Genomic DNA, 22,040 nt, shown 5'->3' with positions numbered 1-22,040 from the left:
ATGGCTATTCATTGCGTGAATCAATGCGCAACCGAACTCGAGCCAGGTGTCCATGGCTGAGATCTCTTCAAGTGATCTGAACTGTTCATCTGTTTGCCGACCGGTCAATGCAATCCATCCTTGCATTCCTAATAGGAATCGAAGTATGCCAGATTGGGTTATGAAAGTCGATAAGTTTGCATCACCCACCGCTCGCCGTATCCACCAAAGAGGATTGATCAAGAAGGCCAGCTTCTTGTCAGGCCCGAAGCTGGACGGCATGATTCAAGTTGAAAGTGATCTCGAAGCAACGCTATGCATGCTGCTGATGTTGGACCCCCGTGTGGTGGCCGTTTCTCCTCAACCCGCGACGTTTGATATGATCAGCGGAAAGCGATATTCGGACAAGGAGACCTTAAAGGCCGCTCAGCAGCCGGGCGGCTATAAGCCCAAGATCTATACACCAGATTTTGAAGCCACCATGGTGTGTAGACGCTCAGTTTTCCTTGAAGCTAAACATACATCATGGCTCGAAGATAAACCCGAATATCTCGGATATCCCGGAACGATGGCATCGTGGGGTCTCAAACTACTCATTGCAACCGAAGCAATTCTACAGGCGGCGGCGGCCCAGAATATTCGCATGCTGAAGTCGGTAATGGATGATGCGCCAGGTCCGGAAAATGCGGAAAGGGCGGCATTACTCGACGATGATGGTCTGCGCTTTGCTCAGATCGCCTCTCTCCCTGGCTTTTCCGATACTGAGGTGTTGCGGTTGATCGTTGCTGGGGATCTCAGCTTCGACGTTGCCGGCGTCCCTTTGACCAAGAATACAGTTTTGAAGCCCTCTCGCGGTTCCAAAGCGCATTTGCAGGTCTTTGACCTATGAATAGATACATCCTCGAGTATGACGGCCGAAAACTGGCGCTGAATGGTGAAGTTCATGAGGTTCTTGGCAAGGTTAATGGCAGCGCGGCTTACAGGCTCAGATCGCCCAAAGGCATTGAGCACGAGATCCCAGAAGCTGATTTCCGCACATTTGTTGCCCAGGGTTTCGTCTCCGACACGTCTGCCGGGCAGCAAGAACAAGTTCTACTGATCTCAGGTGAGCATCAGCGCGAACTTCGATTTAGATCCGGAATTTCGCGCGAAGTCATCAGAATGCGGGATCAAGGGGTCGCATGGAGCGAAATACATAAAATTTTACGTCATCGTTACGCCGACCGAGAAGAATACGACTGGCGGAAAAAGGGGTTCCCAACCGTGCGAACCCTACAGATATGGTTGAAGCTCTGGCTTCAAGGCGGTGAACCAAATCTCTTGGAAAAATCAGGTAATTCAGGGAATTATTTACCACGTCATGACCATGTTTTCGATGATATCGTCCATGACCTGTTGGAAAAGAGCTACATCGCTTCTGACCGATACACGATTAAATCTCTGACGGCGGAAGCGGGCAGTATTTATACTGCGAGATGTGAAGAGAACGGCATGAAGCCGAGCCCTCATGGCGAAAAGGTCGTTCGTACAATTGTGAAGCGGCTTCCACATGCGGACATCATCAAGGCCAGGATCGGTGGTCCGGAGGGACGTCGTGCTGTACTTCAAGCTGCGGAGTTCCAAACAGTGACCGCACCTTTGGAGCGCGTTGAGTTGGACTGTACCGTCGCCGATATCTTCGTCGTAGACGAGGAGTGGGTAGTCCTTGGTCGGCCCACGATATGTGCTGCGATCGATTGTGCGACGGGGGTTATTGTTGGCATTACAGTTTCCCTCGAAGATCCCAATTCGATCATGGTGGCCAAAACGCTCAAAGAGACGATGACGGTCAAGGATGCTGCTTTCTTTGAAAAACACGATATCGAGTATCCGATGCAAACGTGTGGACGCTTGCGGGTGGTCGTTACTGACCAAGGCAGTGAGAACTCTGGCGAACTAATCGAGGCCTGCCTGAAGAATGCCAGCTTCGAACTTCGCAAGAATATCCCGGGACAACCGGATCGAAAGCCGTTCATTGAACGCTTTTTTCTGGAGCTGAACCGCTTCCTGAGAACTCTTCCCGGAGCGACGCAAACTGATTTGATTGGAGCCAAAGAACGGACCAAGAAGGCACAGCGGGAGGCACAGCTCACTTGTCAGGATCTGGAGTCAGCCATCCAGAAGTGGCGCTACGATGTCTACGCGCGCAAGTCCAGAAAACGCATTCAAAGCGCCTTAAGAACTCGTGAAGCACCCTATGATTGCTGGCAACGGCTGGCCGAAGAACATCTGATTATCGAGCCGCCCAGCCGCCATCAGCTCAGGCAGATGTTTTATCTTCGTAAGGGCACCAGAAAGGTGCAGCGGTACGGTATCGAATATGAGAAAATCCAGTATTCCTCACCGGAGTTGCGCGAGTATGTAAAATCGGTCGGTCCGGGGCAGTTGGTCGATATCAGCATAGATCCCACCGATATTAGGGAGATCGCGGTCAGTGACCCGACGACGGGCCACACTTTTTTCGTTTCTGCGAAAGATCCGGATATGCCTGCCATCACATTTGAAGAACTCAAAAGAATACGAACGAAACTTGGGCATGACGCAGCGCAGGATCTGAGCGCCAGTGAGATCCTGGCGGCGATTTCGAACGGGCACGCCATTAAGGTTCGCAAGCCAGGAACAAAGCTCAAGGAGGCGAAACGGAGCGCAGTTCAGAAAGGCCGAACATCAGAGATCGTGAGGAATTCGCGCCGGTCAACTTCAAAGTCTGAGAGTGTCATTGAAGTTCAACTGCCTACAAGACCGTTGGAACGACCCGCTATCCTGCCGACAGTCAGACAACGGACAAAGTCATGACTATCGTTGATTTTTCCAAGGCCTTGGATGTCCATGTCGCGCATGAGCGATATGATCAAGTCAGCGCAAATGTACGGGAGTTGATCGAACTCGCTGAGGACCGCGGCGGCTCGATCATTCCATTTCTTGGTCCGACAAGATGCGGCAAATCGGAGCTGTTGAAGGATATGCAAGAGCAATTGCAAACTGTTGCGGCTCCGTCTGGGCATCTATTTCCATCTTCGGACTTTGGCCTTTCGACCATCCCGCCGAAACCGAATGATCGTGAGCTCTACCGCTCAATGCTGACGGCAATTGGATTGAGCTTTCACGGCAAGGAAACGACTGCCCTCGTCCGAGACAGGCTCCTGAAAGCCGTGCGTGACCAGGGGATTAAATTCATCGCACTCGATGAATGCAGTCATTGTGCTGAGCGAGGCGCAAATCTTTCCGCGCGCGGGGCAACAGATCACTTCAAGACCTTTGTCGATGAAACAGGGGTCACACTCATTCTCGCAGGACTTCCCAAGTTCCAGCATCTTATCGATGGCAATGAGCAATTTAGGGATCGCGCTTTCAGAACTGTTCAGTTTCTTCCATACAACTGGGGTTCTGAAAAAGACCACCCGGGGTTCGTTGGGGCTGTCCTCGCGTGCTTGCAGATCCTTCAGGCAGAGGGCGTATCAATCGACTTCGATGACCTCGACATGTCCCGACGCCTCTATGGGATCTCAGGCGGACGCGTCGGCCGAGTGCTTGATGTCCTCCGGGCCGCTGCCAAGCGGGTCCAGGATGGTACCCTGACTTTTGATACGGTGGCACGTGCGGCAAGGCTGACAATCCAGGATAGCGGTCACACGGACATCTATTTCCAGGATGCTGCGCCAACCGACGAGTCATTGGTTCGGTCATACGCTCGTGTGATGCATGACGCAGAACTTGCCGTTGATCCGACAAACCTGGTTGAATTTGCCGCGATGAAGGCTTCATGATGTTCGACTGCTATAGGATCATGCGTCCCGAAAACGGCGAAAGTCTGTTGGGCTACTTTCGACGGATCGGTGACCTCAACGGCTACGCACAGTCATCCGACTTTTTGACCGCCCTCGGCTATCGGTATGGTCGAAACCTCGTCGAGAACGTCGAAGCCCTCGAAGCAAAATTGAGACTGGCGAACAGCGAACTTTGCGCCATTTCGCCGTCGGCCGCTCCATCTACCCCAGTGCTGGACTGGCGCTTCGAGCGGCACCACAGAGATCCCATCTGTCCCAGTTGCATGGCGGAAGGAAAGTTCAGGCGTCAGAGTTGGCGGAGCGCACTTGTCGCCGCGTGCGAACACCACGAAATATTGCTTCAAGATACCTGCCCAAGATGCACCTCCCCGCTCAAACCCAATAATGGCGGGTTTCGAACATGTGAATGCGGGTTGCCGCTTGCCGAATTCCAGATTGAGAATGCTCCAGATCGGGCAATAATAATCGCCTCTCTCGTGGCCAATGGCACCCCGAAAAGGACCGTCCCGTTGCCAGCGGCGTGGACCACCGCCGCTCCACCAGATCTTTGTCGATTTCTTGCATTCTTGGCAGCAGATACGCGCCGAAGCAGGACAGGCAAGTCCGGCAAGTATTCAATTCCCCAAACGGTTCAGGAAACCTTGGAGTTCATGGACCCGGTCGGAGGAATGCTCAGCAACTGGCCGAACGGCTTTGATCAACACGTGACTGAGCGTTTCTCAGCGGGTGATCTGACCGCAAATTCAATTCCAGGTCGCTTGGGTCGTTGGTATCAAACCATCATGGGGTTCAGGGGCGATGGCTACGCTGAATTCCGTAGGCGGATCATGCTAATTGGCGCTGATGCCTTCGATGGCGGCTATGCATCACAACTTACCAATACTGGGATCAAACGAGAGTGGGTCTCTGCGACCGAGGCCGCGAAAATGATCGGTGTCCGCGCGGAACGCCTTGTCGCAGCGGTTGCCAATGGAACGATAGACGGGGTTCAACGGCTTTCAGGGTCAGGCCACAGGCACACGCAAGTCCGCAGAACTGTAGTTCAAGAGGTCGTATCAGCCCGAGAGCGGTTTGTGACAGCTTTAGCCGCTGCCGAATTCCTTGGCGTCAGTCGAAAGCAATTCAACATGATTGGCGAGGCAGGAGCCATCACACCGGTCGACACCAGTGACCGTCCGCCACTCGTCGAAGGTGGATTTGACAGCGAGGCGTTGATTGCAATGGTTGACCGCTTCAAGGACACAGCGTTGGATCAAACTGGTGACACACTTTCGTTCTCCGACATCAATTTGCGGCGAACCACGGATCGAAACGCCATCCTCCAAGTCATCCGCTTGATATTCTCTGGAGGTCTGCTCCCGGTAAGCACGGAAGGGAAACTGGGTGAATTTCAGTTCCTCAAAGCGGACTTGGAGGCGATGCTTGCAGCGAACGGCCATTCATCAGCATGGACCGCACATGATATTGCGAAGATGACTGGATGGAAGCATGAAGTCGTCGTGCACTGGTGCAAAGTAGGCCTGCTTAAGGTAACCCCACCCTCTCATGGAGAGCGAGGGCAGCAAAGCGTCCTCCCCGAGGATCTGGTCCATTTCCAGTCCTGCTATATCCCCGTCGCAGATTTCGCCAAGCAAGGCGGCACGACCGGGCGACATATGCTTAATCATCTTCGCAAGTTGGGCATTCCTACGGTTGGGGCGAAAAATGAAGGCGATACGTCGCGTGGCCATCTGCTTAGAGTTTCCGACCTGGCCCAAATTGCTCCCCTATCATCCACGATGAAAAAGCAGGTCCGTCGAGAATTAAGCCAGTTACCAGATGTGTTGTAGATAATCGTTTAGCTTGCCACGCTGTAGACAACCTTCTTCTTGAAAGACGGGCCTGACCTATTTTCACGAAGGAGATTTCAGGGGGAGCCCGTCTCGCAATAATCTGTGACATGAGGGAGGCGTCGTCTTTCCATCTCGTTTATAAGGGTGCGCATGATGACAGCTCCAGGCGTCGGCGCAATCGCTTCACTTACATTCAAAGCCGCTGTCGACGACCCGACGCGTTTCAAACGATCACGGACTGTTGGCGCGCATTTTGGCCTGACGCCGAGACGATACCAGTCAGGTGAACATGACAATCCCGGTCGGATATCCGCCCTTACTGTCGAATGCAGCTTCCGGCCCTAACCGGCCATTGAACCAGCCTTGCAATGCCGCAGCGCGGCTTCCCCTGACCGGCCGTCCGTGCATCGTGCAGCATTTTCGATGAGTGGATGGCGGCAGTGCAGGTCTTCTCGCCGTTCACTGCGGATGCAGCTTAACCGGATCGGTGGACGCCGATCAACAATACCGAGGACCTGTTTGTAGAACGTCCCGAGTGCTTTAGTGTCGCGCGCAGTCAGACTTACGTCTAATAGACTTATAGAGCTTCGCCCCTCTTGCAAGGAACAGCTTCGCTCAGCTCAGGTCGAGACTCAGCAATTCAACCGATGGATGGATTTCTTCTTAGGATACTTGCCCCTTCTTTTCTTGCCTCCCACCGACTCGGGGCGCAGTGCATCAGACCGGCAACAAGAAAAATGCGTTTTACTCCAATGACGTCTATCAGTAACATTATGGTTCTACGTGGCGAATAAAGGTATTTTTGCGTCGCATACTCAGTCTGCGGCGTCTTTTTTTAGGAAGTGTTGAGCAACGTATCGATTTTCGAAGTCCATCACGACCAGCTCTTGCGGTCCAACATGCGGCACCGCGGATCGAAACGAACAGCATCAGACAGGAGAAATAGTTGTGTTCAAGAAAATTCTGGTCCCCGTCGATCTCGGCCATCTCGATCGATTGCAAAAGGCATTGACCGTGGCCGCGACAGAAGCCCGGCAGCACGGCGCGAGTGTCGTCTACATGGGCGTGACCGAGGAGACGCCTGGTGACGTAGCCCACAACCCCAAGGAATACGAGGCTAAACTTGCGGCCTTTTCCGCAGAACAAGCCAGCACGCACGGCATCAAGACCGAGGCGCTGCCGGTCGTCAGCACTGATCCGGCTGTAGAGATTAACAAGCTAATCCTGAGGGCGGTGAGCGATTGCGGTGCCGATCTGGTGGTGATGGCCAGCCATCCGCCCCGAATGCTGGACTGGATACTCGCGTCGCATGGCGGACATGTTGCGGAGCATGCAGAGATCTCGGTATTCGTCGTACGCTGAGCCAAGAAACATGATCAGCGCCAACAACAAGAAAGACACCAGATGAATGAAGACAAACAAGAGCATCCGGTTGAAGAGCCCGATGTCGAAGCCATTCCGGAACCCGAGGGTGATACGGAAATCATCGAGACCGATTTTGACATTGGTCAGGACAACTTCAGCGGTGCAGTGTCGATGGATTTGGATATCCACAAGATTGTTTTTTCGATCTCTGCAGTCGGGATCATGCTGTTCACATTCCTGACGCTTGCGTTTCAGAATGACGCCGAACCGCTTTTCGTGGGACTACGCGATTGGCTGACAGGCAATCTGGACTGGTTTTTCCTTCTGTCGGGTAACATTTTTGTACTCGTCTGTTTTGGGTTGATCCTGTCGCCTCTGGGCAAAGTGCGCCTGGGCGGGCCGGATGCAACTCCTGATTACGGCTATATCGGGTGGTTTTCGATGTTGTTCGCCGCCGGTATGGGCATCGGCTTGATGTTCTTTGGCGTGTCCGAACCGATGTCGCATTATTCGTCTTCTTTTGGTGGCGTTGTTTTCGGTGAAGACGGTTTGCGCACAGATTGGGCACCCTTGGGGGGGGCAGAAGGTAACGTGCTTGAATCCACACGTCTGGGCATGGCCGCGACGATCTTCCATTGGGGTCTTCACCCTTGGGCGATCTATGCGGTGGTGGCACTGGCACTGGCGCTGTTCAGCTATAACAAGGGCTTGCCGCTCACTTTGCGGTCGGCCTTCTACCCGATTTTTGGCGAGCGCATCTGGGGGTGGCCTGGCCATATCGTTGACATCCTTGCCGTGTTTGCCACGGTCTTTGGCTTGGCAACCTCTTTGGGCATCGGCGCACAGCAGGCAGCAGCGGGTCTGAATTTCCTGTTCGGTCTGGGTACTGGAAGTTCGATGCTGATCCTGCTGATCATCCTGATCACGCTGATCGCAATCGGTTCGATCCTTCGCGGCCTTGACGGCGGCGTCAAGGTTCTGTCCGAGGTCAACATGGGTCTTGCAGCACTTTTGCTGTTTTTTATAATCGTTGCCGGACCGACGTTGGCGATCATCACTGGGTTCTTTGACAACCTGCTGGCATACGCTAAAAATCTGCCTGCATTGTCGATGCCCTTCGGCCGAGAAGATGCAAACTTCACCTCGGGATGGACAGCCTTCTACTGGGCGTGGTGGATCAGCTGGTCACCGTTTGTCGGCATGTTCATCGCCCGCGTCAGTCGTGGCCGGACCGTGCGTGAGTTCCTGATTGCCGTGCTGATCGTGCCAACCCTTTTGTCAGTTCTGTGGATGACGGCGTTGGGCGGCACGGCCATCGGGCAAGTGGTCAATGATGGCTACACAGCAGTGCAGGACGCCGCGCTCGAGCTGAAGCTGTTTCAGATGTTGACGCAACTGCCACTGACCTCAATTACCTCCTTCATCGGTATCGTGCTGGTAGTGGTGTTTTTTGTCACCTCGTCAGACTCGGGCTCGCTGGTGATCGACACAATTGCAGCAGGCGGCAAGACCAATGCGCCCGTTATCCAGCGGATCTTCTGGGCCAGCTTTGAAGGCGCGGTTGCCATTGCGCTTTTGTTGGGCGGTGGTCTGGCAGCGTTGCAAGCTATGTCTGTATCAACGGGCTTGCCGTTCACTTTCGTCCTACTGGCGGCCTGCTACGCCGTCGTGCGTGGGTTGATGAACGAACCACGCTGACACAAACGATCTCGGTGCCGCCCTGTGCGGTGCCGGGATTTTTTTTGATCGTAACATGGTATATGCTATCAAATTTGCACAGTAACACCATTCAGTGCGGCGGGCTGAATGCGTCCAATTTTGCAATGCTCGGAATTTGCACTTTATCGCCGCAGTTCCGACCTGCAGCATCATTGAGTGAGGCGATGACGATACTTCGCATCTGCAGTATCCGTGGCACACAGAAACCAATACGATCGGCGGCAAAGGGCTGGCAACAACCGAATGCAGGAGCAACATCCAAGGCACCGACGTCGGTCAATTTGGCCTTGGATCGGACCTCTGGCGACGCAGCTTGTAGCCCAAAAATCGCGTCAGGCGAATGTCAGCTCCAGCAATGCAGCCTTGCGGGTTTGCGGGTGCAGCTAAAGTCCGGTTCCCGCCCCCTGTGTCGAAGAACGCGACCGGCCCTAAGCCGTCATTCAAGACCTTCGCAGCAAATGTCGACATGCTTCGGAAAACACCTGCAAAGGTAGCCCAAAACGTCTTGGAGGGCGGTTTGTCGGCTAAACCGATCTGGATATGTCAGAATGTTCAGCCATAATCCGTCAAACAATCCCTCAAGAGTGCGAGAAACCTCGTCAGGGGCAACATCTTCGTAGCCCCCTTCGTCTACAATCTCAGCACACAATCGCATTGTAATCCGCTGTCGTTCCAAATCCACTTCACCAGAGGACTTCCGGTATGCCTCCCGATGTCGCTTCTCGCCGAAGAAGGCGAACCAAACGGCAAGCTTGCGGCGGTTGCAGATGCGAGGGTGAAACTGCGCTTCTACGATGGCGCGCAGCTTCGCCATGGGGTCGAGATCACCTCTCGACGATTTGTTGATCCACAGGTCGCGATGTTCATCCGCAAGATACCGCAAGGCGGCCAGCAGAAGCGCGTCCTTGCTCTTGAAGTGAAAATTCACCAGCCCAAGGGACAGGCCCGCCTCTTGAGTAACCCGATTGAGCGTTGTGCCGGAAATGCCAAACTTGCATATCGAGGCAATAGTCGCGTCGATCAGTTGCTGGCGTCTGATCTCGGGGGAGGCCGTCCGCGCGGGTGCTTTGCTTGATACAGGGGCAGACATCAGCGGCTCCATTGAATGTTCGTTCAATCATTTCCTTGCTTTTTAGCGCAGGTCAAGTCAGGCTTTTGATCAAATCGAACAGATTCGAGAAAAGGTTCACAATGACTATATCCCTTCCGAGCCAAGCGAAGGTCGTCATTATTGGTGGCGGTTCTATTGGCTGTAATATTGCCTACCATCTGACTGAACTTGGACTGACCGACGTGGTGGTTCTGGAGAGAGACAAACTGACCTCGGGCACCACTTGGCATGCGGCAGGGGAGATCGTACCAGCGGTTTTAGGAGCCGAATGGGAATGTGAGCTTTACCTGCATGGGCGCAACCTTATTGCCGGGCTTGAGGCAGAAACCGGTCAGGCAACCGGCTGGCGCGAGGTTGGCTATATCCAGCCAGCCGACACTCCTGAGCGGGTGGAGGAAATGCGCCGCGGTGCGGCCTTCATGAGGCTGCATGGGATCGAAGTGCATGAGATCTCGCCCAAAGAGGCCGCAGAGCGTTTCCCAATCGGAGACTTCGCTAACACGCTGGCCGCCTTTTGGTACCCCAAGGAAGGCCGCACCAATCCTGTTGATACCACGATGGCACTGGCGCGCGGCGCGCGCAATCGTGGCGCAAAGTTGATTGAGGAAGTCGCGGTGCGGGACATTCTAACCCGTGGTGGACGTGCGGTCGGCGTGCGAACAAATCAGGGTGACATCGCAGCCGAACATGTTGTCATCGCCGCGGGCATGTGGTCGCGCCAGATCGGCGCACAGGCAGGGCTGAATCTGCCGCTTCAGGCGGCGGAGCATTATTATCTTATCACCGAGCAGATAGACGGCCTGTCACGAGATCTACCGCTGCTCGAAGACCCGCACAACTGGTCCTACTACCGTGAAGAGGTCGGCGGTTTGCTGGTAGGTCTGTTCGAGCCGGACGCAGCCCCGTGGATGGTTGACGCAATCCCCGAGGGGTTCTCCTTTGGCGAGATTGAGCCCGATTGGGAGCGCATGGCACCCCATCTGGAAGCGGCCTTCAAGCGCGTGCCTTCAGTTGCAGAGGCAGGTGTGCGCAAGTTCTTCTGCGGCCCGGAGAGCTTTACCCCAGACCTCGCGCCGCTGGTGGGCGAAGCGCCCGGGTTAGGCAATTGCTGGGTGGCTGCGGGGATGAACTCGCTGGGTATCCTGTACGGCCCCGGCATTGGCAAGACGCTGGCACATTGGATCGCCGATGGCCGCTGCCCGGTCGATCACACCGCCTTCAACGTAGACCGATTTGCCGATGGCAGCCACAATACGCCTGCGTTTCGCCGCGCCCGGACGCCTGAATTGCTGGCGAAAAGCTTTGGCGCACATTTCCCCAACGACAGCTTCAAAACAGCGCGCGGACTGAAGCGTTCGCCGCTCTATGACCGCCTCAAGGCCGCCGGGGCGTATTTTAGCGAGAGCCACGGCTGGGAGCTTCCCGATTGGTTCGCGCCGACACCAGAGGCCGCACAGATCGACGCCTACAGTTGGGGCCGCCAGAACTGGTTTGACTGGCACGCCGAAGAACACCGCGCCGCGCGCGAAGATGCGATCTTGATGGACATGAGTTCGATGTCAAAATTCCTCGTCCAAGGGCGCGACGCCTGCCCGCTGCTAAACCGGATCAGTTGCAACAACGTCGACGTGAAAACGGGCCGCGTCGTCTATACCGCCTGGACGAACGAGGCGGGCGGATTTGAGGCCGATCTCACCGTTACCCGCATGGCGCAAGACCGCTTCATGGTCGTGGTCGGCGAAAACAGTCACGGCCATACAGAGGCGTGGATGCGGCGGCACATCGGCCCAGATGAATTCGTGACAGTCACCGATGTGACTGATGGCATCACCCAGATCAACCTGCATGGCCCTAAGGCCCGCGATATTTTGGCCAAGGTTAGCGATGCGGACCTGTCAAACGACACCTTCCCTTTCATGTCGGCCGCCCATATCGACGTCGGCCTGTTCCGCGTCTTTGCGCTGCGGGTCACCTATATTGGCGAGTTGGGCTGGGAATTGCATGTGCCCAGCCTGCATGCGGTTCAGGTTTACGACCTGCTGGTCGACGCTGGCAAAGATTACGACCTGCGCAACGCCGGGATGCAAACGCTGTCTTCGCTGCGCTTGGAGAAAGCCTATCGCGATTTCGGTGTCGATGTGGACAATACCGACAACCCAATCGAGGCTGGGCTTGGCTTTGCGGTGAAGTTGGATAAGTCAAACGGGTTCATTGGGAGTGATGCCCTTGCACAGATCAAAGCCGCAGGCACACCAAAGCGTCGCATGCTCCAGTTTCTGCTGAACGATCCCGCACCGCTGATGCATGGAAACGAAATCATCCATTTGGATGGCATGCCGGTGGGATATATTCAGATCGGAGCTTACGGTCACACCTTGGGGGGCGCAGTCGGACTCGGCTTTGTCGAGACTGACGAACCAGTGACAGCAGAGGTCGTAAAGACTGGCAGATGGACGATTGAAATCGCGGACGGCCACATCTCAGCAGACGCCTCGCTGAAACCTTTGCTTGATCCTGCTATGGAGCGTGTAAAGCGGTGAGACCGTTTGACCGTGACCCGGTTGCGAGCGCCACGGCAATGGCGAATGAAAATCCACTGATTGGTTCGGGGTTGAGCAAGCAATAGCGCTGTGCCAATTCGTCCTCGACGATGTATAAATGCGACCTACCCCCCGCGCCGAGAAGGAAATTCTTCGGGCTTAATTGCTATCCATCTACTATGCTACGGACGGCGGGAAGGCTCCGCATTGCGGACCTCGGCGCTTAGCGCAGCGAAAGTCTGCAATCCGCCCTCCCTGTCGGCGTTTCCCAACAACACGAATGGCCCATGAGAAACATTCTCTCGGAAATTTGGTGCCGAAATGCAGCCTTGGATCATCGCCCAGACCGAGCAAACATGCGAAGCTCAATCCCAAAATGGAACCGACACCCATCAGTTGGACAGGTGCCGGGCCAAGTCTCACCTTTTCACGACTTCAGAGCGTGAACAGCCCGAGGCCTTGGGATAAGCGCCCCATGGGGCCGCCTGTTTGCCGGCATACCCTACAACAAATAGTTTGTAGGGTATGAGGCCTATCGGAGCTATGTGAAGCCGCTTCCTGCAATCTGTGCTGCGTAACGCCTGACAGCGTCATCATCGCCATCTTGGATCACAGAGAGTAGATTGCGGCCGTCGAAGACAGCATCTGGCGCGAGCAGTATGTCGATTACGACAAAGGAATCGTAGCCTTTATGCGCGGCCAGTACAGTCTCAATCCCACGCAAGACTGCCCGATCTTGAAATTGGAATGCCGGGTACCGCCAGTTTGAATCAACTTGGACGGCGATGAGTTTGCCGGTCTTGCGGCGCTCCACAAGTTCCGCCTGTTCGATGCGCAGGAGGTCACAGACCTGAGCGCTTGTCAGAAAATCACCTGCCATCTTAGTAAGTTTTTCGCTGTGCTCGACCGAACGCTCAATAGCGCCTGCGAGGGGTGTATGTGACGCCATGGTCATCTCCGTTCTGAAGCACCTTCTTTCATAGTATGGCAAAAGCTTGTGGCAAAGCCGACATCTGCAGTCATCAGTTGAGCGGCTCCGCGATCTCGGCGGTGAAGGACTTCAGTACCCCATCTGCATCCTCGGCCAGCATAGCGCACGGCTTCGCACCACCGAGACTGCGGTTGGGACGCGTCAGCCAATGCAATAAAGCCATCTTGCCTCCCCAGTCATCGCTCCGCAATTTCATGATCGTGAGGAGCATCGGATGAATGCGGCGCTCGGCCACGTCAAACTGAAACAGCGGATAAGCCGCTTTTCCCCTCAAGTCGAACCGCAGAATCCTGTCCTTACTCTCGTATCGTTTTAGCGTGGCGGACGGGTTCGTATCCGACAATCCCAGCAGCAAGCAGGCTTGGGACTGATCAACCATGGGGACCGACGAAAGAACCTCCGTCTGCAATTTCGCCCGAGTCAGGGCTCGTGAAATCGCCTCGTCCTGACCAGAAGCCATCCGTCGCTCCAGCATATCCCGGTACGCAGCAACGATCCTGTCGAGCTCCCTGGCAAACCCCTTTTGGAGGGTCGTCTCCAACGCCTGCTGCAGGCTTGCCCGCACTGTCTCGGCATCGAGAGCAGGCCCACCTTGCTGATCGATTATGGATTGGAGTTTTCGAAGCGTGTCACTGAGATCGATGTCGTTGGCATCGAGTTTGACATCCACGCTCACATCAACAGAGCCAGATGAAGACACAGCGCTCTTGCGCGACCTGAAAACAGGATGGCTATCATCTTGCCGCAGATCTGCGACCGTCGGCCAGCCCGCCAGACCTTCTGATGCACGCGTCATATCCCAACTCCTACATTGGTTAGCACAAATTACTGGATAGCACTTATAGCATAAATCTTCAAAATCAGATCAACACCGGCGTAACGGCGACCACGAGCAGTGTCGTTCTGCTGGCGCTCAGGCCGGCGTCTCCGCCGTCCACACGCAGAAATTCCGACCCCCAATAATTTCCTCAAGGTGCGGCACCACAAGCTATGGCAGAAGCTTGTGGCTTTGCGAGACTAAAGCCCAGATCATGTCGTGACCTTCGCCCGATCGGTTAGAGCGCTTGATTTTGGATCAGTCCTGCCTGAAAGCAAAATGCTAATCCATTTCAGCAACCATAGTCTGAATGCGCTTTGAGGGGCCTTTATAGCGCACTCCGCGCAGATGACCGCAGTTGACGCGTGCCATCACGGCAGGCGAAACCTGACCGGACTGAAGTCTTTCTTCATCGTTCGCGCGCGCGACAGCCTTCTCAGCTGCGCGTTTTTTGAATGAGAAATTTGAAACTTTCGGTTTCACGACGATCTCCTGACTTCTTTTTATGTCACGAAGCAGTTTACAAATCCAGAACCCTGTTAAGGCACAGCAGGTTCCTTGATGTTGTAAAGTTAGGACTCACACCTCAGCTGTCGGCATCCCAGCTTCTTGTTCTTTGATCATTCCGATAATTTGGGCTTCAGTAAAACGGCTCTGTCGCATTTGTTTGCTCCTTCAAAGGTTGAGCAAACTCTACATTAAACTGAGGGAAGTTTCGGGGGGCAGGTCAGGAGTTTGCAGTTCCAACGACTCGCTGGAATCACACTCACCCGAATGTCGGCTTTCGCATGGCCACAAGCTGAATTTCGCACGCACAGCGAAAGTCTGGAATCCGCCTTTAATGAGGGATCTCTCGTCCAACTCAAAGCCGCCGTCTGAGCCCTCTAATGCGAAGGTCTGCTGCAGACTTTCTTCAAACCTTCAAAACGCTTCTTATTATCTGCCCTCGTATTCTGTTTCCCGCACCTTGGACTGATACTGTTCCCGCAGATGATCTGCCGTCTGACCGATGCTCGGATATACAGTTGCATCGTTGACGTTGATCCGATCAAGTTCAGCGAGGATTTTTATCTTCTCTTCCGCTTTAACCGTGATGCGACTGATCCTGATCCCTTTCTGCCCAACATCCGGCAATTTCGCCTCGTGCCCGAACAATAGGAATGCGCCTGATTGCGATTTGATACGCGAATTGGTGCGCTTAGCCTTCACGCAGACGATTGAGCTAAGATCTTTCGGGATAATTCGTCCTTCGAAAAATCCCTTCTCTGACTTAATATGGTGAAGCAGTTTTCCGACGACTTCAGATTTATTGAATTTGCCCTGTTCGAGGCTGACGTCAATTGTGTTCTTTTGTTCGTACGTCAAGTTAGAAAGGTTGGAAAGACAACTGACGGTATCCGAATCGTAGTATTTCACAGCATCAGAGGTAACCTGAAATATTATGACTTCACCGTCGTCTTGAGGCTGGCTCGAGCAAGCAAAAAACAGCGCCATCAGCGGATTTCCAGTGATATCAAGCATCCGCGTTGGCAGTCCAAAGTGCTGCATGCGCACAAGGCGATCGAAACAATACTGGTCACTCTGGAACTCATCATAATGCGCGATCAGCAACTCTTTGCAAAGGCGGTCCTCATTCGGCAAGAATTTCCAATCGCCATTCTCCCATTTTCTCAGCAGGAACGGTGAAAGTTCATACTTAGCTGTGCCATGCCCTCGAAAAAAAGTCTCGGGATCTTCTTCGAGAGGGGCTTCGTAGAGTAATTTTAAGAAAGATGCGACATCGGTAGCGGTGCCAAGTATTTTTTTCTCCCGAGGCGGTGGCTCGATCTCTGCATCGACTTCAGGTTGTTCTATGAGCCTATCGATCCCTTCAGAAAACTTCGGGAAGAAATCGCTCAAACGGCGCAACACTTCTACAGAGTCTCCTTCACGTACCGCCCAGTGTCCGCGGTAGAGCTGGATTCTGTCCACACTGAATATTTTATGGGCATCTTCAACGTTATCGAAATTCACTTCACCAAAGTCCATCAGCGTGTCGAAGGTAATGGAAACCGTCAAATCAGAATGCTTTAGGTCGGCGATTCTCCCATATTTTATGACCATGGAGTTGCCGTCTGCATGCGAGTCTATCTCGCTGCACACGAAGGTAGGCAGGCTCTTGAGAAAGGTAACGGATTTATCACTGAGGCCTTCAAGCCGTTTCTCGATGGCAACCGGAGTGGACTCAAATAAGCGGCCCCTGAGTATGGTCATATTATCGTTAATACGGTCTTTATCGGTAATAGAGATATAATTGAAGTTTTCGCTCATTTCTTATGCCTTTATCAAATTAACGCTCGGCTTAAGCCCATGCGAGATTTTTCTCGCTATCTCTTGTCGAAAAATTATTAACGGCCGCCATATGCATTTGCCTGCACAACAGATTCCTCTGTGCAGACGAATATGAAAGACGTAGCTCTTAATGACAAAGGATATATTAAACACCCGTGAAAGGCTGTTTTGCTGCACAGCTGACGTTCGTCGCCTGCGCAGCGAATGCCTGCAATCCGCCCGCTGCGTCGACCAGTTGAGCCCACCGCCCTTTGCCGGTTGTGAGATTTACTGCCGATCCTGCGAGCACATTCGGCGGCTGCCCTCCCAATTTACAGCCAGCCATGCCCGGCCAAATCACCTTGCATATGCGCGTTGCCGTTGCTCTATGATTAGCCTACCTTCTATTCATGCAGAAATCGCCTCAGTTTCACGGTCTCTCTACAGGTGTAAAGCTTGAAAAACAGGCGCGATCCATCCTTAAGCAGACCCATGCAATGGCGAAAGCCAATGCGCGTGAATTTGGTATGCTTCATGAGGAACATACCGGCGTCGAACCAATGCTTTTGGCGCTGTCGATGGAATTTGCGCTGAAGGCTTGGTTCGTTTGGGATCACAACACGCTCAAAACCAAGAGAATCCATGATCTTTTGAAGCTTTTCGAGCTACTTGGCGACACCAGTAAGGAACGTCTTGATCTCGAATTTAGGAAAAATGTGGCACCGCACCACCCAGATTGCTTGAGATCGGACTATGGGATCAGAGACGTGCTATACCAGCATGCCAACGCTTTCGTTGAATGGCGATACATTCATGAAAAGCGAGAGCACGGGATATCATTCAACTTAACCACCTTCGTCGCAACGTTGGAAATGGTACTGGATGAATTCGCAACGCTGTACCGGTCAGAGTTGATCAGCCCGCAGCTCGAAGTCCCGCCTCGGCCTTAACATCCCATGCTTGCAATCGTCGTGCAGATGCAGCGAACGACCGCTTATCTAATTGGGTGTCTGGGTCAAGCTCGTTTTCCTTCTTTTGAATGATCAAGGATCGTTTGTCCGGGTCACGCTTCTCTTCGCAGTCTGGTTTGGCGCTCGAAATGGCACCGCTGCATGCATGTGTCGGATCGGAAGTGGAGAGCCCCGCTTTCCGGCGCGCTTCAAGTTGCGCAGCAGACATTTTCGGCTTCATCCACGAACCTCGTCCGGATTGGACGATCCCGTCAGGTTAGTTGGTAGGCTACTTGTTCATGCCGTACCTCCAACTGATTCCTGACGGAATTCACTGCCGTCGATCCACATACGGTGGAGCAGAACGGCGAGCTTGCGGGCGACGGCAACTACAGCGCGTCGGCGACCTTTGGTGCGCATCAATCGCATGCCCCATGATTTGATTTGTGACCCTGCCATCGTTCGCATGAGCAATGCGTTGGCAGCGGCGTAAAGAGTTGCGCGAACATCTCTATCCCCAGCCTTTGATATTCTCCCGGGATTGTCATGCTCTCCAGACTGAAAGCGCCTTGGAGTCAGGCCAAAGTGTGCTCCATCTGTACGCGAACGTTTGAACCGGCTCGGATCGTCGACAGCCGCCTTGAATGTGAGGGCTGCAATAGGGCCAACGCCGGGGATGGTCATCAACCGCATCGCAACGAACATCGATAAGCTTCTTGTCTGCTTAGCTGCCGTCGGTCGCGACCTCTTTGATTGTGTGGTTACAGACGGCACCGCGCACTGGGTTGCAATCATGCTTGCCGCTTGCCAGTCTGATCAACTTCTGGACGAAAAATTAGTCCATAATCCTGCGGAAGTTTTCGACTCTAAACTTCTTTCGCTCGGGGGTGAGGATGATTGAATACCGATTTTTTCTTCCAGATAACCAACAGCTGTGCTATCCAGTGATCAAGAATATTGGTTCGTTCTCTGATGGGAGAAACGATTAAATCCAGTGGTCTGTGGCGAAGAAGTATGAGGCAGTTGCGAAATACTATGCGCAATCGCTGCGAAACTCTTTGGGCGGCAAGTGGATAATTTCTTCTTTAAGTTCAGTAGCGGAAATGAAGTGCTTCGCGCTGCCCTACAATAGGTGTAGGGAAGCACATAAAATTGCGCGGCGCGTAAAACTTTGCGCGTCGCCGATGATGCCTTGAAATAAAAAAATTATTTATTCAATAGCTTACGTGATTTTCCTCAAGACACCCGACTTAGGGGCTTGCGCCAAGTTCGCCGCTTACATTTCAAACCCGAGTGAATCTTAAAATTGACATTCGGTCAGTATCTGGCAATTGCCCATGACAGCCACACTTGGTTTATAACCTCTACGTCTCAAATAAGTTTTTTTATTCAGTGCTATAAACTTACAAAAGCATTCTCTATCGGCGGTTTCGAAGTGAGACCTGCGTCTCTCTGGTTTTTATTCTTCCAAGATGCAAAGGGCGGGAAGCCGACCTTCGCTGCGCCGCAGATAGAAGATCAGGCGTTATAGATGGATTAAGGGCAGCTCTGCGGACACAGCGGACGTTGGGACCTTCCAGAACAACGGCTGCTTTCCCTATGGCGCGAGCGCCCTGAAAAGTCGCTTGGAGGCCAAGCAATCATTCGCGACAGGTGCAGATTCAACGCAGAGGACTGTGGATGGTGATCAAGTGATTACGATTGAATTCAAAGGAAACACTCGGGTTGAATTGCCAGTTCGAATTTTTTCCACAAGATCACTCTAAAAGACAATTGCAACACGAATTAAGCTGCTTTTTTGGTCTTTAGCGCCTAATTCAGGTAACCGCGCAAAGATCCATCACGACGCTGGACTCTTTGCGCTGGCCAGTTCCGACAAACAGGGGCGGTTGACCAGTCATATCGCCAGTCTGTGCTCTGTAGCCGTGCATGGGTGCGCATGTAATAGCTTTCTTGGGCGAAATCTTCGCCCCGTGCAATGGCCGCAATAACTTCCGCTGGACCATGCCGAAAGCCGTAGTTGCAGACCTCGATCAAAGCACCGTAGTCGGTCTCGAACGCATAGCGGAAATCAAGTTCAGCTGTCCGGTCTGCGAAGATAGTTTCGCCAATCGGCACCAAGATTCAAAATACGCCCGGACGCCCTTGGGCCGCTAACCGTGCCGCCAATAATCTGGACGATCCGCCGATGACCGGCCCGACTGGCACCAATTTCGCGAATCGGACCGAGGTTCACCTCAAGACGGAATGCGAATTCAAGCTGTGGCGCGCTCATCGGCTCTCCTTAAAAGAACATTGTGCACAACAATCACAGCCAGTCCGGCGCTGATTCCAAACCACATGACCGGTGCTGTTTTCCACATGATCAGGACTGCCAGACCAAGGCGTGCCGCAATTTCCACAGATCCCATCGGGCCACGGTCATACCGTGCCAAGGCCGACGCCATCAGGTACAGCGCGAGGATCAATCGAGCGGACAGCATTGCCAGCGCAGCGATTTCGACCTCGCCGCTGTAGCCTTCGATCAGGGCTTTGGCACCGGAATCGTCGGTGATTGTGACAGCTTCGGGGATCAGCAAAAGCTCTGGGTACCATGCAAAGATGAAGGGAATCGTGAACATCACAATCCCGATGCGCACGGCTGCGACGCCGGTGCGCATCGGCTCGGCTCCGGTGATCGAGGCGGCTGCAAAGGCGGCGACCGCCACGGGCGGTGTGATCGCTGACGCCACGGCGAAGTAGAAGACGAACATATGGGCGGTGAAAAAGCTGACGCCAAGGTTGGCCAGCAAGGGGCCGAGCAAAAGGGCGACGTTCACATATGCAGGAACTGTCGGCATTCCCATGCCCAACAGGATCGCGCAGAGCATCGCACAGGTCAGGGCCAGCATCAGATAGACGCCCCCGACGATCTGCACCTCATAGCCGAAAAGCTGGATGCTTTGGGCCTGTTCCAGCCACGAGGTCACGGCGCGGGTCAATTCTCCGGTCAGACCGCTTTCATTGAGGAATGCCGAAATGATCGACACAGCAAAGAGCAGCAGGAACAGCCTTGAAATCAGCAGCCCACCGTCGGCCAGTGACACAAAAATCTTGGACGGTTTGGCGCGGGTTTCAGGGTCAAGCAGCAGCAGCGGAATCAGAACCGCAACCGCCCACCAACCGGCGGATACCGCATCCCCTGTGGAATTGATGACCGTGCGCGTCACCGCGTCGGGCATGATTGCCCCAATCCACCCGCTGCCGCTGGCGTCCTTGCTGCCCAGAAGCAGGAACAAGATTGTGAGGATCGGCACCACGATGATGATCAGGTTCCACCAGTCCTGACGCTCCATCACAAGGTCCTCGGGGACCTCACCTACGGCCACAACGCGTTCGCGACGGGCTTGGAACATCACCGCGAGAAAGATCGAAAAGAAAAAGAACATCGCAGGCAGGAAAGCCGCCGTGATTACCTTGGTGTAGGGCACCGCCGTCAGCGCCACGAGCACAAAGGCTGCAACCCCCATGACCGGCGGCATGATCTGCCCGCCCGAGGAGGCCGCGGCTTCGACTCCGCCTGCAAATTCTTTCGAAAAGCCGTTGCGCCGCATCATCGGGATCGTCAGCCGCCCCGTGGACAGCACATTGGTGACGGGCCCGCCGGTGATTGTGCCAAACATCGCCGAGGACACGATGGCCGCATGGGCCGGTCCGCCGCGCAGGTTGCGCGTCGCGCGCACGGCGAGCTTGATCAGGGATGTGCCCCCTGCCGAAGTGCCAAAGAGCGCCCCGAGAACCACGTAGGGAAAGACCTGATTGACGACAATATCCATGAAACGGCCCATGAACCCGTCCGGCGTGACAAAGACGTTCGTAGCTTTCTGGATCGCCGCCGCGGTAACGTCCCCCCCATCGGCCCCCAGTTTGGTCAGCAGGAAATTGTTGTCCGAAAGATCGAAGATCCAGATCAGGGTCGTGCCAACGGTATAAAGCACCACGACACTGGCGACGGCCACCAAGGGCAGCCCCCAGACACGGATGTTATAGAGGAAGAATAGCGTGATAATGGTGAACAGCAGGGGAATGATCCAGATCCCGAAACGGGCCTGACAGGCGGGCACCTCGGCCTCGAAAGACATTCCGGGGATAACACCTGCAGATCGTTCGGCCGCGTCCTGAATAAGGCGGGCTCTTTCGCCTGTGATCTGGTCAATCAGGCAGATGGAATCGATTTCGACGAGGTATCCGAAGGCCGCAAGAAATGCAGCAAGCAACAGCCCCGCATCAAGCAAGAACCCGAGCCACGCCAAATGGGGCTTGTCCTTACGCCATGCCCGATAGACCGAGGCATCCAGTGCCACAATCGTCATCATCAAAAGGAATATCGGAGGGTAGAAATATTCGGGCGGGAAGTTTGCCACCCTGAAAAACTGCCGACCCGTCAGATCGCGCGCCAAGTCCTGAAGTCCCGGTATCTCGGGCATGGTGTTTAACATTCCAAAAAACACCAAGACCAAGGCGAGGGACACAGCGATACGCCGGCCTAGGGGCAGATTGGGGGATTGCGACGTCACGGATGGAGCCTCCCTATTGGAAAGGCCAAAGGTCTGGCCTTTC

The 22,040-nt window shown here is 54.1% G+C and carries 17 protein-coding genes and 2 pseudogenes; 10 read left to right on the top strand and 9 right to left on the bottom strand.

Annotation, left to right across the window (positions count from 1 at the left end; genetic code table 11):
• The first annotated feature begins 145 nt into the window (after positions 1–145).
• From HGT1_RS04825 to HGT1_RS04795, 7 genes and pseudogenes are all read left to right on the top strand, one after another.
• On the top strand, positions 146–868 hold the full coding sequence (locus HGT1_RS04825; protein WP_176248795.1) for a hypothetical protein: 723 nt from the start codon (positions 146–148) through the stop codon (positions 866–868).
• Entirely contained in the window at positions 865–2,814 is a 1,950-nt protein-coding gene (locus HGT1_RS04820) for a Mu transposase C-terminal domain-containing protein (protein WP_176248794.1), read from the top strand. The genes HGT1_RS04825 and HGT1_RS04820 overlap by 4 nt, the downstream gene beginning before the upstream one ends.
• Positions 2,811–3,785 carry an ATP-binding protein gene (locus HGT1_RS04815; protein ID WP_176248793.1) on the top strand — a complete coding sequence of 325 codons (975 nt, stop codon included), beginning with the start codon at positions 2,811–2,813 and terminating at the stop codon, positions 3,783–3,785. The genes HGT1_RS04820 and HGT1_RS04815 overlap by 4 nt, the downstream gene beginning before the upstream one ends.
• Before the next feature lie 20 nt (positions 3,786–3,805).
• Positions 3,806–5,635 (top strand): TniQ family protein, encoded by a 1,830-nt coding sequence (locus HGT1_RS04810; RefSeq protein ID WP_176248792.1) that lies wholly within the window; start codon positions 3,806–3,808, stop codon positions 5,633–5,635.
• A 150-nt stretch (positions 5,636–5,785) separates the two neighbouring features.
• Positions 5,786–5,950 (top strand): annotated as a pseudogene (locus tag HGT1_RS04805) (transposase); the annotation flags it as partial.
• A 636-nt stretch (positions 5,951–6,586) separates the two neighbouring features.
• Complete coding sequence (locus HGT1_RS04800) at positions 6,587–7,000, top strand: universal stress protein (protein WP_176248791.1); 414 nt, start codon at positions 6,587–6,589, stop codon at positions 6,998–7,000.
• Between the two features lie 42 nt (positions 7,001–7,042).
• Positions 7,043–8,701 (top strand): BCCT family transporter, encoded by a 1,659-nt coding sequence (locus tag HGT1_RS04795; RefSeq protein ID WP_176248790.1) that lies wholly within the window; start codon positions 7,043–7,045, stop codon positions 8,699–8,701.
• A gap of 457 nt (positions 8,702–9,158) precedes the next feature.
• Here HGT1_RS04795 and HGT1_RS04790 read toward each other — a convergent pair whose 3' ends face one another.
• A complete protein-coding gene (locus HGT1_RS04790; RefSeq protein WP_255200096.1) occupies positions 9,159–9,812 on the bottom strand; it encodes a TetR family transcriptional regulator C-terminal domain-containing protein in 654 nt (217 codons plus the stop codon).
• 101 nt (positions 9,813–9,913) lie between these two features.
• Between HGT1_RS04790 and HGT1_RS04785 the strand changes: the two genes are divergently transcribed.
• Positions 9,914–12,373: an FAD-dependent oxidoreductase gene (locus HGT1_RS04785; protein ID WP_176248789.1), complete on the top strand. Its 2,460-nt coding sequence runs from the start codon at positions 9,914–9,916 to the stop codon at positions 12,371–12,373.
• Between the two features lie 541 nt (positions 12,374–12,914).
• On the opposite strand, the gene HGT1_RS04780 is transcribed toward HGT1_RS04785, so the two are convergent.
• The 4 genes from HGT1_RS04780 to HGT1_RS04765 form a co-directional block, all read right to left on the bottom strand.
• Entirely contained in the window at positions 12,915–13,322 is a 408-nt protein-coding gene (locus tag HGT1_RS04780; protein WP_176248788.1) for a helix-turn-helix domain-containing protein, read from the bottom strand.
• Between the two features lie 73 nt (positions 13,323–13,395).
• On the bottom strand, positions 13,396–14,160 hold the full coding sequence (locus HGT1_RS04775; protein WP_176248787.1) for a hypothetical protein: 765 nt from the start codon (positions 14,158–14,160) through the stop codon (positions 13,396–13,398).
• A gap of 303 nt (positions 14,161–14,463) precedes the next feature.
• Positions 14,464–14,664 (bottom strand): hypothetical protein, encoded by a 201-nt coding sequence (locus tag HGT1_RS04770; protein WP_176248786.1) that lies wholly within the window; start codon positions 14,662–14,664, stop codon positions 14,464–14,466.
• 453 nt (positions 14,665–15,117) lie between these two features.
• The gene (locus tag HGT1_RS04765; RefSeq protein WP_176248785.1) at positions 15,118–16,491 is read right to left on the bottom strand and encodes an FRG domain-containing protein; all 1,374 of its coding nucleotides are present in this window, start codon (positions 16,489–16,491) and stop codon (positions 15,118–15,120) included.
• A 497-nt stretch (positions 16,492–16,988) separates the two neighbouring features.
• Between HGT1_RS04765 and HGT1_RS04760 the strand changes: the two genes are divergently transcribed.
• Positions 16,989–17,441: a hypothetical protein gene (locus HGT1_RS04760; RefSeq protein ID WP_217902974.1), complete on the top strand. Its 453-nt coding sequence runs from the start codon at positions 16,989–16,991 to the stop codon at positions 17,439–17,441.
• Positions 17,442–17,738: 297 nt separating this feature from the next.
• Here HGT1_RS04760 and HGT1_RS04755 read toward each other — a convergent pair.
• Positions 17,739–18,140 (bottom strand): annotated as a pseudogene (locus HGT1_RS04755) (transposase); the annotation flags it as partial.
• On the opposite strand from HGT1_RS04755, the gene HGT1_RS04750 reads away from it, so the two are divergent.
• Entirely contained in the window at positions 18,118–18,342 is a 225-nt protein-coding gene (locus HGT1_RS04750) for a hypothetical protein (RefSeq protein ID WP_176248750.1), read from the top strand. The pseudogene HGT1_RS04755 and the gene HGT1_RS04750 overlap by 23 nt on opposite strands.
• A gap of 911 nt (positions 18,343–19,253) precedes the next feature.
• Here the strand turns inward: HGT1_RS04750 and HGT1_RS18285 are convergent.
• Genes HGT1_RS18285 through HGT1_RS04740 form a run of 3 tightly spaced genes read right to left on the bottom strand, consistent with a single transcriptional unit; the run spans position 19,254 to position 21,997 of the window.
• Positions 19,254–19,559, bottom strand: coding sequence for a DUF3237 family protein (locus HGT1_RS18285; protein ID WP_255200095.1), 306 nt, complete (start codon positions 19,557–19,559; stop codon positions 19,254–19,256).
• On the bottom strand, positions 19,519–19,716 hold the full coding sequence (locus HGT1_RS18280) for a DUF3237 family protein (RefSeq protein WP_255200094.1): 198 nt from the start codon (positions 19,714–19,716) through the stop codon (positions 19,519–19,521). Before HGT1_RS18280 ends, HGT1_RS18285 begins: the two co-directional genes overlap by 41 nt.
• Entirely contained in the window at positions 19,697–21,997 is a 2,301-nt protein-coding gene (locus HGT1_RS04740; RefSeq protein WP_255200093.1) for a TRAP transporter fused permease subunit, read from the bottom strand. Before HGT1_RS04740 ends, HGT1_RS18280 begins: the two co-directional genes overlap by 20 nt.
• Between the last annotated feature and the right edge of the window lie 43 nt (positions 21,998–22,040).

Source organism: Sulfitobacter sp. HGT1 (assembly GCF_013282155.1).
Taxonomy (GTDB): Bacteria; Pseudomonadota; Alphaproteobacteria; order Rhodobacterales; family Rhodobacteraceae; genus Sulfitobacter.
The sequence above is the reverse complement of the archived record's forward strand: the minus strand, read 5'-3'. Positions and strand labels throughout refer to the sequence as shown.

Coding starts and splice junctions, on each gene's coding strand:
- HGT1_RS04760 (WP_217902974.1), top strand. CDS start 16,989: ATGGCGAAAGCCAATGCGCGTGAATTTGGTATGCTTCATGAGGAACAT.
- HGT1_RS04795 (WP_176248790.1), top strand. CDS start 7,043: ATGAATGAAGACAAACAAGAGCATCCGGTTGAAGAGCCCGATGTCGAA.
- HGT1_RS04815 (WP_176248793.1), top strand. CDS start 2,811: ATGACTATCGTTGATTTTTCCAAGGCCTTGGATGTCCATGTCGCGCAT.
- HGT1_RS04765 (WP_176248785.1), bottom strand. CDS start 16,491: ATGAGCGAAAACTTCAATTATATCTCTATTACCGATAAAGACCGTATT.
- HGT1_RS04790 (WP_255200096.1), bottom strand. CDS start 9,812: ATGTCTGCCCCTGTATCAAGCAAAGCACCCGCGCGGACGGCCTCCCCC.
- HGT1_RS18280 (WP_255200094.1), bottom strand. CDS start 19,716: ATGAGCGCGCCACAGCTTGAATTCGCATTCCGTCTTGAGGTGAACCTC.
- HGT1_RS04825 (WP_176248795.1), top strand. CDS start 146: ATGCCAGATTGGGTTATGAAAGTCGATAAGTTTGCATCACCCACCGCT.
- HGT1_RS04775 (WP_176248787.1), bottom strand. CDS start 14,160: ATGACGCGTGCATCAGAAGGTCTGGCGGGCTGGCCGACGGTCGCAGAT.
- HGT1_RS04750 (WP_176248750.1), top strand. CDS start 18,118: ATGGTCATCAACCGCATCGCAACGAACATCGATAAGCTTCTTGTCTGC.
- HGT1_RS04810 (WP_176248792.1), top strand. CDS start 3,806: ATGCGTCCCGAAAACGGCGAAAGTCTGTTGGGCTACTTTCGACGGATC.
- HGT1_RS04780 (WP_176248788.1), bottom strand. CDS start 13,322: ATGGCGTCACATACACCCCTCGCAGGCGCTATTGAGCGTTCGGTCGAG.
- HGT1_RS04820 (WP_176248794.1), top strand. CDS start 865: ATGAATAGATACATCCTCGAGTATGACGGCCGAAAACTGGCGCTGAAT.
- HGT1_RS04785 (WP_176248789.1), top strand. CDS start 9,914: ATGACTATATCCCTTCCGAGCCAAGCGAAGGTCGTCATTATTGGTGGC.